The following is a 12,237-nucleotide window of genomic DNA, read 5'->3' as shown; positions in this document are numbered from 1 at the left end:
GGTTTAGAGAATGCTCTTGACGGTGTTGACCACGTTCTCGACGGTGAAACCGAACTCCTTGAACAGGTCGGCTGCGGGCGCCGATTCACCAAAGCGATTCATGCCGACGATGGCGCCGTCCGAACCCACATACTTGTACCAGCCGTCGGTCACGCCGGCCTCGATGGCCACACGCTTGACGCCCTTGGGTAGCACGCTGTCCTTGTAGGCCTGATCCTGACGATCGAAGGTGGTGGTGGAAGGCATGGACACCACGCGCGTGGCAATACCCTGCCCGTCCAGCACCGCCTTGGCATCGAGCGCGAGCTGCACCTCGGAGCCGGTTGCGATCAGCACGACCTTAGGCTGGGCCGCGTCGGCGAGCACGTAGCCGCCCCGCCGGATGGCCGCAATCTGCTCCGGCGTGCGCTTCTGGAACTTGAGGTTCTGGCGGGACAGGATGAGACTCGTAGGACCGTCCCTCTTCTCCACTGCGGCCACCCAAGCCTGCATGGTCTCCACGGTGTCGCAGGGCCGCCAGACTTCCATGTTGGGCATCAGGCGCAGGGTGGCGGTCTGCTCCACCGGCTGATGGGTGGGACCGTCCTCGCCCAGACCAATCGAATCGTGGGTGAACACGTGGATCACGCGCTGCTTCATCAGCGCAGCCATGCGCAGGGCGTTACGGGAATATTCGGAGAACATGAGGAAGGTGCCACCGAAAGGCAGCACCCCGCCATGCAGCGCCATGCCGTTCATGATGGCGGCCATACCGAACTCACGCACGCCGTAGCTGAAATAATTGCCAATCTTCTTGCCATGGGTGTGATGGCAGCCGGACCAGTTGGTGAGATTGGAGCCGGTGAGGTCGGCGGAGCCCCCCACAAACTCGGGCAGTATGGGCGCCAAAGCGTTGATGGCGATCTGGGAAGCCTTACGGGTGGCGACGTTCTCCCCCTTCTCGTTGATGGCGGCCAGCGCCTGCGCCACATGCTCCTTCCAGTTGGCCGGCAACTCGCCCTTCATGCGCCGCTCGAATTCCGCTGCTTCGGCGGGATAAGCCTTCTTGTACTCGGCAAACTTGTTATTCCAGAGGTTTTCCAGCCCCTGGCCCTTGGTGCGGCAATCCCAGCCTTCGTAGATATCCTGGGGAATCTCGAAAGGTGGATAAGTCCAGCCCAGGTTCTTGCGGGTGGCTTCCACCTCGTCTTCGCCCAGGGCGGCACCATGCACGTCGTGCGTGCCTTCCTTGTTGGGTGAGCCCTTGCCGATGATGGTCTTGCAGCAAATGAGGGTGGGCTTGTCTTTTGATTCCTTGGCGGCGCGCAGAGCGGCGTCCACCGCCATCGGGTCATGACCGTCCACGTTGCGGATCACGTTCCAGCCATAGGCCTCGAACCGGCCCGGCGTGTCGTCGGTGAACCAGCCGTCCACGTGGCCGTCGATGGAGATGCCGTTGTCGTCGTAGATCGCGATCAGCTTATTGAGCCCCCAGGTGCCGGCGAGGGAGCACGCCTCGTGGGAAATGCCCTCCATCATGCAACCATCGCCCAGGAAGACATAGGTGTAGTGGTCCACGATCTCGTGGCCAGGCTTGTTGAACTGCTGGGCCAGGATCTTTTCCGCGAGCGCCATCCCCACCGCGTTGGAAATGCCCTGCCCCAAAGGGCCGGTGGTGGTCTCGACGCCAGGCGTGTAACCGTATTCGGGATGGCCCGGCGTCTTGGAGTGAAGCTGGCGGAAGCGCTTGATTTCCTCCATGGGCAAGTCATAACCCGTCAAATGCAGCAGCGCGTACAGAAGCATGGAGCCATGCCCGTTGGAAAGCACGAAGCGGTCGCGGTCCGGCCACTTGGGATTGTTGGGGTTGTGGCGCAGGTGGTGGTTCCAGAGCACTTCGGCGATTTCGGCCATGCCCATGGGCGCGCCGGGATGACCGGATTTGGCCTTTTCCACGGCGTCGATGGCCAGGATGCGGATCGCGTTGGCCAGGTCTTTGCGAGTTGCCATGTCAGAACGTCCTTCTGTTTTTGGGAAACCTACTCCACCCGGCCAATTCGGCCGGGTCCATCCGTCGCATCGTGTCGTGCTGGGCGGGTGTTAGGGTTGGAATGAAACCGGGGCGCCAGCCATGCCCCGCTTGGTCGCGGAGTCTTGTTAAGCGAAAGCTGAAATTATCCCCCACCCGGCCGAAGCTTGGCAACCGGAGATTAAATCATAAAGTTCAATGGGTTAGATAACAAAAACCGGCACCGCGCGGCGGCGGGGCCCACCGTTTCGCGTGTCAGCGGGGCTGACGCACCCACGCCCGCCACGCCTCGAAGGTGGGGCCATGCCAGGCGGCGATGACGGAGCGCTTCCACGGGTTGGCGGACCAGAAATCGTCCACCTCGAGGGTGGCGATGCGACCGCCCGCTTCCTCCAGGATGAGTGCGCCTGCGGCGTAGTCCCACAGCTTCTGGCCGCCGTGGAGATAGACGTCGAAGCGGCCGGCGGCAACGAAACACCAGTCGAGCGCGCTGGAGCCAAAGTTGCGCTGAGAGCGGTAGGGCGGCCGCGCCGCGAGCTCGGCGGCGAGCTTACGATCCAGGCGCTTGAGGTCCACTCCGGCGAGGGCGGCACCCAGATTGGTCGGCGGCCGTTCCTTGATGGGCAAAGCCTCTCCGTTCAGGAAGGCGCCCCGGCCACGTTCGGCCCAGAACATTTCGTCTAGCTCGGGCGCGTAGATCACACCCAGCTCGGGTCGGCCCTCGCGCAGAAAGCCAATGGACACCGCGAAATAGGGTAGGCCGTTGACGAAGTTGGACGTGCCGTCGATGGGATCGATCACCCACAGGCCTTGCCGCCCCGCTTGCCAGAGCCGCTGTTGCTCCTCGCTGCCCATCTCCTCCCCCAACACCGGGCAGTCGGCAATGTCCCGCAAGGCGCGCCCCAGCGCAGCCTGGGCTTCGGTGTCGGCGATGGTGCACAGACTGCCATCCACCTTGTGCTCATGGGCCACGCGCAAATAGCGCGGCACGATTTCGTGCTGCGCGACCTGCTTAGTGGCGTGGATGATGGCGTCGAGCATGGAGTGTTACGCGCCCTCGTTCTTCCACTTGATGGAACAGCCCATGCTGGGAATCTGCTCTGCCGGTCCACGACCGGTGCGGGCGATCTCTACCATCGCCTCATAGAGTTCGCGGCGCGCGTCCTCCGGCGCGGTTTCCTTGCGCGAGGCATCGAGCCGGCCACGGTACTGCAATTCGAGATCGGCGTTGAAGCCAAAGAAATCCGGCGTGCACACGGCGCCATAGGCCCGGGCAACGGCCTGGGTCTCGTCATACAGGTAGGGGAAGGGGTAGCCGTATTCCGCCGCCACCTGTTTCATGGCCTCGAAGGAATCCTCGGGGTACTGGCTGGCATCGTTGGAATTGATGGCCACCACGCCAATGCCCTGCGCAGCCAGATCGCGCGCATCGCGAATGATGCGACTGCGCACCGCCTTGACGTAGGGGCAGTGATTGCAGATGAACATGACCAATAGCCCCTTCGGGCCGCGCACATCGGCCAGGGTGTAGCGTTTGCCATCGACGCCGAGCAGATCGAAATCGGGCGCCTTGCGACCGAATTCGCAAACGGGTGTGGTGAGACTGACCATGGAATCCTCCTCGTGAAACCGAATTTGTACCACGCAGTGTATAACGGCCCCTCAGGATTTCACCAGCCCGCACCGGGCGCCCCCTTCGACTGCCTACCTCCCCCTTTGATCACCCCCATCGGCTGCAACTCCTTGGCCCGCAACATTTCACGACCCTCATGCCCGTGCTAGCATGCAAACTAGAACCCGCTGCGCCACCCCCATGCCTGAATCGCCGATGCGACGCCTGCTTTTGCTCTTTCTCCTCGCGAGCCTCGCGCCCGCGCATGCGCAGCCGACGGCGCCCGCGGCGTTGGAATTGGGCGTCTTTCCCTATCTTTCCACCCGCGCCTTGCTCAACACCTATGAGCCACTCCAGCGGTTTCTGGAAAACCGTCTGGGCCGGCCAGTGCTGGTGGTCACCGCACCCGACATGCGCACCTTCGTGGAACGCACCCTCACCGGCGCCTATCCCCTGGTCGTGACCGCGCCCCATTTCGCCCGCCTGGCACAAGTGGACGCCGGCTACCGCCCCCTGTTGCGCCCCCAGCGCGACCTCGCGGCAGTGTTCATCGTGCCCCACGGTGGCCCCGTGCGCAGCCTGGCCGATCTGCGGGGCAAAATCCTAGCCACCCCTGATTCCTTGGCCATCGTCACCCAACAAGCGATAAACATGCTGCGTGAACAGGGATTAGAGCCTGGCCGGGACGTGATCCTCAGGCAAATGCCCTCCCATAATTCCTCCGCCCTGGCGGTACGCGAGGGCGCAGTGGATGCGGCGGTCCTATCCAACACCGCCTTCCTGCAACTGCCGCTGGAACAACGTGAGGGACTGGCTTTGCTAGCCAGGGGCCGCAGCCTACCCCACGTGATGATCCTGGCCCGGTCGGACCTGGGCGCCGCGGAAGCGGCGCGCTTTGCCCGCCTGATCCAGGAATTCGTGGAACAGACGGCCGAGGGTCGGCAGTTCATCGACAAACTGGGGTATCTGGGCCTACGCCCACCCACCGAAGCCGAGTTGAAAAGCCTCGATCCCTATTTACCGGAGCTGCGCGCCGCATTGCGCGCGCCGCGCTGAATCTCGTGCGCCTGCCGCGTTTTCACTGTCCTGGCCCGCTTGTCCCCGGCATGAGCCTGCCGCTGCCGCCGGAGGCAAGCCACCACGCGTTGCATGTGCTGCGCATGAAAGAAGACGACGCCCTCTTCGTATTTGATGGCGAGGGACGGGAATTCCGCGCCCGTATCCAAAGAATCGAGCGCAAAGTCGTGACGCTGGCCGTGGAAGACGCCACCAGCAGCGACCCGGAACCGCCTTTCGCGGTGATCCTCGGCCAGGGCATCGCCAGCGGCGAGCGCATGGACTATACGCTGCAGAAAGCGGTGGAACTGGGTGTGACCGAAATCTGGCCGATCGCGGCGCAGCGCAGTGTAGTGCGCCTGACGGGAGAGCGGGCGGATAAACGCTTGTCCCACTGGCGGCGGGTGGTGATCGCCGCCTGCGAGCAAAGCGGGCGCAGCCGGGTGCCGCCTGTGCACCCGCCGCTAAGGCTATCGGATTGGCTTGCGACAGTGCCTGCCGGCTTGCGGCTCATGCTCTCGCCAGAGGCGACGACCCGGCTTGGCAACCTCGCCGCACCACAGGGGCCGGTGATCCTCCTGGTAGGCCCGGAAGGCGGCTTGAGCGAGGCCGAGCGTACCTTGGCGCAAAGCCGGGGGTTTGAGCCGGTGCGCCTGGGGCCCCGCATCCTGCGCACCGAGACCGCCGCCTTAGCCGCCCTGGCGGCCATGCACGCGCTATGGGGCGATTTCTGAATGTCAGTCCGTTACACTTCGTCCGTTCAACCAGCCACACCGGCCATGAACAGCAAAACCGAATCAAAACGGCGCCATCCGACCCGTAACCAAGAGTTCGTCAACTGGTTCCGCTCGGCGGCACCCTACATCCACGCCTTCGGTGGGCGCACCTTCGTCATCGCCTTTGGTGGCGAGGTGGTGAGCGAGGGGGATTTCGTCCGACTCGCCCATGACATCAACCTGCTCAACGCCCTGGACGTGCGAGTGGTACTGGTGCACGGCGCGCGGCCCCAGATCGAGGCCGAACTCAAGGAGCGGGGCGTGGCCATGAAATACGCCGGCGGCTTGCGCATCACCGATGCCGAGGCGCTGGCCTGCGTCAAGGAGGCTGCCGGTTCGGTGCGGGTGGAAATCGAGGCGCTGTTGTCCATGGGGCTGCCCAACTCGCCCATGGCCGGCGCCGACATCCGCGTGGCCAGCGGCAACTTCGTCACCGCCCAGCCCATGGGCGTGCGCGAAGGCGTGGACCTACAACACACGGGCGAAGTGCGCAAGATCGACGCGGTGGCCATTAAGCGGCGGCTGGATCAGAACGAGATCGTGCTCCTCTCCCCCGTGGGGTATTCGCCCACCGGCGAGGTGTTCAATCTCACGCTGGAGGACGTGGCCACCGCCGCCGCCATCGCCTTGAAGGCGGAGAAGCTCATCTTTCTGATGGAAACGCCTGGCGTCACTGACCGCAAAGGCAAGCTGCTCAAGGAACTCACCACCCAGCAAGCCGAGCAGGTGCTGCGCGGCATGAAGGACGCCACCTCCGACGTCTCCCTCTACCTGCCCTGCGCCATCAAAGCCTGCCGCAACGGCGTGGGCCGCGCCCATCTCATCAGCCGACACGTGGATGGCGCGATCATCCAGGAGCTGTTCACCCGGGAAGGGGTGGGCACCATGATCACCCAGGAACCGGTCGAGCAATTCCGTCAAGCCACCATAGACGACGTGGGCGGCATCCTGGCCCTGATCGAGCCGCTGGAGACAGAGGGGATTCTGGTGCGCCGCTCGCGGGAGCTGCTGGAAATGGAGATCGACCGCTTCTACGTGCTGGACCACGACGGCATCATCATCGGTTGCGCCGCGCTCTATCCGTTCCCGGAGGAAAAGGCGGCCGAGCTCGCCTGCCTGGCGGTGCATCCGGATTACCGCGACGCCGGCCGCGGCACCTTGATCCTGGCCAAGATGGAAGACATCGCGCGGCGCAAAAAGCTCAAACGTCTGTTCGTGCTCACCACCCGCACCGCCCACTGGTTCGTGGAACACGGCTTCGCGGAGGCCGGCGTGGACGCGCTGCCACACCAGAAGCAGGCCCTCTACAACTACCAGCGCCGGTCCAAGGTATTCGTTAAGCGGCTCTAAGCTTCTCGTCGCGGTGTGCCTGCGCGGCTGGCGTTTGCCCCCGTCGGCACCCGTGCTAGCATTCCCGCCACGACAATAGACCGCCTGGGCGGCATGTCTGCTTCCAGGAAGGGAGAAGCATGGAGGACACACACCACAGCGGTGGGCGCCCGCTTGCCCCCATCTGGCCGCCACGCCAGAAAGGGTCGCAGCGATGATGCGCCGCCTGCTTTATTCCCTGCGTTTCCGTCTGGTGGCGGCGACGGTATTGGTTGAGCTCGTCATCGTCGGCCTGCTGCTCGCCAATGGCGCGCGCCTGCTGGAAGACAGCCTCACGGCCCAGGCCCGCGCCCACAACCAGGAACTGCAACTCTTGCTGCGGGCGGCTCTGGTGGCCCCCCTGGCGCAGCGGGATTACGCCACGCTGCGGGAAATTCTCAGCGAGCTACAAAGCCGGGAGGGGCTCGTCTATCTGGTGCTATACGACAACCTGGGGCAGATCGCCGCTTCCGTGGGTTGGGACCGCACAACGCCCTTGCCACCGCCGGATCAGGACAGCGCCTTGGGGCGAACGGAGGTCTTCCACGCCCACCTGCCCATTGCCGCGGCAGGCTCGGTGCGTGGTGAGCTGCGCTACGGCCTGTCCACCCGCTTCCTGAAAGACACCCAGCAAAAGCTCCTGCGAGAAGGCCTCACCATCGCCATCGCCGTGCTGCTGCTTTCTTTGCTTTTGCTGACCCTGCTGGGTTATTGGCTCACCCGCCGTCTCGCACGCCTCACCCGGGCGAGTCAGGACGTGGCCGCCGGCCATTTCGACATTCGCCTGCCGGTGCGGGGCAGCGACGAGGTGGCCACCCTGACCAGAAGCTTCAACCAGATGTCGGCGGCGGTGCAAAACCGCATCCAGGCCTTGCGCGAAGCACAGCAGCGCTTCCATGCCATCGCCGATTACACCTACGACTGGGAATCTTGGCTTGCCCCCGACGGCAAATTGGTGTGGGTGAACCCCTCGGTGCGCCGCATCACCGGCTACACGCCCGAGGAGGTGATAGCCATGCCCGACTATCCTCTGCCTCTGCTCGCCCCGGAGGACAGCGAGGCCGTCTATGCCCACTTCAAGCGCGCCATCGCCGGCACTTCCGGCGACAACTACGAGCTACGGATCCGGCGCAAGGATGGGCAAAGCGTCTGGTGCTCTGCCGCGTGGCAGCCCATTTACGGCGCGCAGGGCGAGTATCTGGGCATCCGCATGAGCATCCGCGACATCTCCGAGCTCAAGCAATCCCAGCTCGTGCTGCAAGAAGCGATCGAGGAGCTGAAGCAGTCGGAAGATATCCAGCGCCGTCTGCTGGAACAGGCGCACCAGGAACAGGCACGCCTAGCCTCGCTCTTGTCGGCGATGAACATCGGCATCCTGTTCGAGAGCGCGGAAAATCGTGTGATCTATGTCAATGCCGCTTTCCGCCGCATCTGGCTCATCCGCGACGGCGTCGAACTCACCGGCCGCCTGACCACCGATGTGCTGACCTACTCCGCCAACGTGCTAGCCCGACCCGACCATTTCTCCCGGCACGTGCTGGAAGTGACCAGCACCCATGAGGTGAGTGACACGTTCGAAATCACCATGGCCGACGGGCGCGTGGTGACCCAGGTCTCCTATCCCGTGCGCGATGCGGAAGGTCGCTTCATCGGCCGTCTATGGATCTATGAAGACGTGACACGCGAGCGGCAGACCGCGGAGCAGCTCATCTACCTGGCCGAGCGCGATTCCCTCACCGGGCTCTACAACCGGCACCGTTTCCAGGAAGAACTCACGCGCATGGTGGCCGACGCGGACCGACGCCAGTCCCACGGCGCGCTGCTCTTTTTCGACCTGGATGAGTTCAAGTACGTGAACGATACCTTCGGCCATCGCGCCGGCGATGCCATGTTGATCCGTGTGGCCGGCGAGGTGAGTTCGCTAATCCGACGCAATGAAATCTTCAGCCGCCTGGGGGGCGACGAATTCGCCGTGCTAATGCCAGACGCCAGCGAAAAGGAAGCCTCCATGCTGGGCGAGCGCATCGTGCGCGCCATCTCCCAAATTCCCTTCCGCTTTGAGGGACAAAACATTCGTCTCACCACCAGCCTGGGCATTGCCCTCTATCCCGACCATGCCGACAACGCGGAAGAACTGATCGCCCACGCCGACACCGCCATGTATCAGGCCAAGGAAGCCGGCAAGAACGCCTGGCGAGTGTACCGCGCCGATCTTGACGCCTCGCGCCAAATGCTTTCGCGCCTCACTTGGAACGAGCGCATCGTCAACGCCCTAGAGAAGGGTCTGCTGCGTCTGCACTTCCAGGGCATCTATGGCGCCCATGACCAGCGCCTTTCCCATCTGGAGGTCCTGGTGCGCATGGTGGACGAGGCCGATCCCGATCGCCTGATCATGCCTGGCCATTTCATTCCGGTAGCGGAAGCCAACGGCAAGATCCTCGACATCGACCGCTGGGTGATCACGGAGAGCGTGAAGCTCCTGGCCCAGGCGCCGGAACGCCCCTCGCTGGCGGTGAACATCTCGGGCCGCTCCTTCGACGACCCGCTATTGCCCCAGTTCATCGGCGAGACCCTGGCCCAGCATGGGGTGGAACCTCATCGCCTGATGGTGGAGCTCACAGAGACGGCGGCAGTGTCCGACTTGCACGATGCCCAACGCTTCATCGAAGCGCTGCACGTGACCGGCTGTCGCATCTGCCTGGACGACTTCGGCAGTGGCTTCTCCTCGTTTGCCTACCTCAAACACCTCAAGGCGGACATTTTGAAAATCGATGGCCTGTTCATCCGCAACCTGCCCAACGATTACGACAACCAGGTATTCGTCAAGGCCATCGTCGACGTGGCCCGTGGCATGCGCAAGACGGTGATCGCGGAATACGTGGAAGACGAGGATACCCTGGCCATGCTGCGCCGCTTCGGCGTGGACCTGGTGCAAGGCTATCACCTGGACATGCCCCGCGCCGACCACCCGGCGCTGGCTGGCGGGGCGGCCTGAGACGCAGGCGTTTTGCGCTATCATTGCCCCTTTGCAACCGGCGAGGAAATCCCCATGGCAAGAATGGTTCATTGCGTCAAGCTCGGTCGCGAGGCGGAAGGGCTGGACTTTCCGCCCTATCCCGGCGAGCTGGGTAAACGGATCTTCGAGAATGTCTCCAAGGAAGCCTGGCAGGGTTGGATCCGCCTGCAAACCATGCTGGTGAACGAGAACCGGCTCAATCTCGCCGATCCCCGCGCCCGCAAATACCTGATGGAGCAAATGGAAGCCTATTTCTTCGGCGGCGGCGCCGACATGCCCGCCGGCTATGTTCCGCCGCGGGGCAAGTAAAGGCGCTTTCCCGGCGCGGCGGCCCTGCGCTTCCGTCACAATTTGGTAGCATCTCCCCTATAGCATGAGGACCCTGCCGCGGCGAGCTGCCGCGGTGAGCGCTGGGGTCCTTTCATCATGCGATACCAAACCGAGCTGGCGAGCAGAGCGCCGCTGCCGGCCGCGACCGACGATGCCTCCCTGCGAATTTTGCGGGAGATCCTGGCGCACGAACGCTTGAGCGCCGTGTTCCAGCCCATCATCGACCTTGGCAGTGGGGCAATCCAAGGCTTCGAAGGCTTGATTCGCGGGCCGTCCAACACACCACTGCAATCCCCTCTCGCCCTGTTCGGCGTGGCCCAGCGTCACGGGCTCAACCTAGAGCTGGAGCGCGTCTGCCGCAAGGTGGTGATCGCCAGTTTCGCCGCCCAAGATCTACCGGGCCGCCTGTTTCTCAACGTCGATCCCGAATGCCTGCTTTCGCCCGGCTTCACCAGGGGCGAAACGCTGCGACTACTGGAGGCGGTGGACCTCAGCCCGGACCGCATCATCATCGAACTCACCGAGCACCGACCCACCCTGGACTATGGTGTGCTGCGCGCCGCAACCGATCACTATCGGGAAATGGGCTTTACCATCGCCATCGACGACCTGGGCGAGGGTTTCTCCGGATTGCGCCTGTGGTCCGAACTGCGTCCCGCCTTCGTCAAGGTGGATCGGCATTTCGTCGAAGGCGTGAACCGCGATCCAGTCAAGCTCAAGTTTTTGGAATCCATTCAGCGCATCGCCGAGCACGCCCAGTCCACCGTGATCGCCGAAGGCATCGAAACCGAAGCCGAGTTGCTCACGGTGCGGGAGCTCGGCATCGCCTTGGGTCAAGGCTATGTGATCGCGCGCCCCACCGCCACGCCTGCCGCCACCGTGCCGCCAGACGTGACCCGAATGCTGGTCAAACCAACCAGTTCGGCCGTGCGGCCCAACGGCCCGTTGCTGCGCGCCACGGTCGGCAGCCTGCTTCTCGAGGCGCCCGCAGTCTCCCCCGCCACGCCCAGTTGCGAGGTCCAGCGGCTGTTCACCATGCACCGGGATCTCCCGGCGCTACCCGTCGTCGAGAACGAGATTCCCATCGGCCTCATCAACCGCTACCGGTTCCTGGAACTGGCCTCCCAGAGGTTCTTCTTCGAACTGCACGGACGCAAGCCGTGCCGTAACCTGATGGATACCCAGCCTCTGGTCGTGGACCGGCAAATGAGCATCCAAGAATTATCCCATCTGGTCGTCACCAGCGACCGTCGCTACCTGGCGGACGGCTTCATCATCACCGAGCAGGGCCGCTATGCCGGCATCGGCACGGGGCACGATTTGGTTCATCGCATCACCGAGCTGCAAATCACCGCGGCGCGCTACGCCAATCCACTCACCCTGCTGCCGGGGAACGTGCCCATCAGCGAGCACACCAACCGGCTGTTGCAAAGCCAGATTCCCTTTACCATCGCCTACGCGGACCTCAACGCCTTCAAGGCCTTCAACGACCGCTACGGCTACCGGCAGGGGGACGAAGTCATCCAGGCCTTGGCGCGGCTGTTGGGCAAGCACAGCAATCCGGACAAAGACTTCATTGGCCACATCGGCGGCGACGATTTCATCGTGCTGTTCCAGAGCTCAGACTGGGAGCGCCGTTGCCACGCCGTGGTAGCCGAATTTGTTCAAGAGGTGGCACCCCTTTTGCGCGCAGAGGATCTGGCAAACGGGGGTTATGTGATGGAAGACCGCCAGGGTCGTCCCGTATTTCATCCGCTGGTCTCGGTGGCCATCGGGTGCGTGGAGGTCGTGCCCGGTGTGTTCCATACCGAGCATGAATTGGCCGACGTGGCAGCAGAAGCCAAGCGGGCGGCGAAACGCGCCCCGGACGGCGTATTCGTCAACCGAAGACGGTACACGCCACGCACGCCTCCGCCCGAGTGCGACTCAGAAACGTGACAGGCTTTGTGAGCGCCTTTCCCCACAAGCGGCGCCGCGCCACGGACAATCCCGCGCTTTGGGCTGAGTCCCCCATCATCATTCCGGGGGCAGGGGACAAATCTAGTCGTCACCCCCCATCGGCGCCGTCTGC

The 12,237-nt window shown here is 63.7% G+C and carries 9 protein-coding genes; 6 read left to right on the top strand and 3 right to left on the bottom strand.

Translation table 11 applies throughout. From position 1 onward, the window contains the following. Window positions 1-3: 3 nt before the first annotated feature. From tkt to V6E02_RS11015, 3 genes are all read right to left on the bottom strand, one after another. On the bottom strand, window positions 4-1,989 hold the full coding sequence (gene tkt / locus V6E02_RS11025) for a transketolase (protein ID WP_347308855.1): 1,986 nt from the start codon (window positions 1,987-1,989) through the stop codon (window positions 4-6). Between the two features lie 274 nt (window positions 1,990-2,263). Beyond that, on the bottom strand, window positions 2,264-3,049 hold the full coding sequence (locus tag V6E02_RS11020; protein ID WP_347308854.1) for an inositol monophosphatase family protein: 786 nt from the start codon (window positions 3,047-3,049) through the stop codon (window positions 2,264-2,266). A 6-nt stretch (window positions 3,050-3,055) separates the two neighbouring features. After that, window positions 3,056-3,619 carry a thioredoxin family protein gene (locus V6E02_RS11015; RefSeq protein ID WP_347308853.1) on the bottom strand — a complete coding sequence of 188 codons (564 nt, stop codon included), beginning with the start codon at window positions 3,617-3,619 and terminating at the stop codon, window positions 3,056-3,058. Window positions 3,620-3,836: 217 nt separating this feature from the next. On the opposite strand from V6E02_RS11015, the gene V6E02_RS11010 reads away from it, so the two are divergent. From V6E02_RS11010 to V6E02_RS10985, 6 genes are all read left to right on the top strand, one after another. Beyond that, window positions 3,837-4,676, top strand: a complete 840-nt coding sequence (locus tag V6E02_RS11010; RefSeq protein ID WP_347308852.1) for a phosphate/phosphite/phosphonate ABC transporter substrate-binding protein — start codon at window positions 3,837-3,839, stop codon at window positions 4,674-4,676. A gap of 5 nt (window positions 4,677-4,681) precedes the next feature. Then, window positions 4,682-5,410, top strand: a complete 729-nt coding sequence (locus V6E02_RS11005; RefSeq protein ID WP_347308851.1) for a 16S rRNA (uracil(1498)-N(3))-methyltransferase — start codon at window positions 4,682-4,684, stop codon at window positions 5,408-5,410. 45 nt (window positions 5,411-5,455) lie between these two features. Next, window positions 5,456-6,802 carry an amino-acid N-acetyltransferase gene (argA, locus tag V6E02_RS11000; protein ID WP_347308850.1) on the top strand — a complete coding sequence of 449 codons (1,347 nt, stop codon included), beginning with the start codon at window positions 5,456-5,458 and terminating at the stop codon, window positions 6,800-6,802. Window positions 6,803-6,995: 193 nt separating this feature from the next. Then, entirely contained in the window at window positions 6,996-9,815 is a 2,820-nt protein-coding gene (locus tag V6E02_RS10995) for an EAL domain-containing protein (protein WP_347308849.1), read from the top strand. Window positions 9,816-9,869: 54 nt separating this feature from the next. Next, complete coding sequence (locus V6E02_RS10990; RefSeq protein ID WP_347308848.1) at window positions 9,870-10,145, top strand: oxidative damage protection protein; 276 nt, start codon at window positions 9,870-9,872, stop codon at window positions 10,143-10,145. A gap of 117 nt (window positions 10,146-10,262) precedes the next feature. Next, window positions 10,263-12,104, top strand: coding sequence for a GGDEF domain-containing protein (locus V6E02_RS10985; RefSeq protein ID WP_347308847.1), 1,842 nt, complete (start codon window positions 10,263-10,265; stop codon window positions 12,102-12,104). Window positions 12,105-12,237: the final 133 nt, after the last annotated feature.

Source organism: Thiobacter sp. AK1, from assembly GCF_039822265.1.
Lineage (GTDB): Bacteria > Pseudomonadota > Gammaproteobacteria > Burkholderiales > Thiobacteraceae > Thiobacter > Thiobacter aerophilum.
Note: the sequence above shows the minus strand (reverse complement) of the source record. Positions and strands in the feature narration are given on the sequence as shown.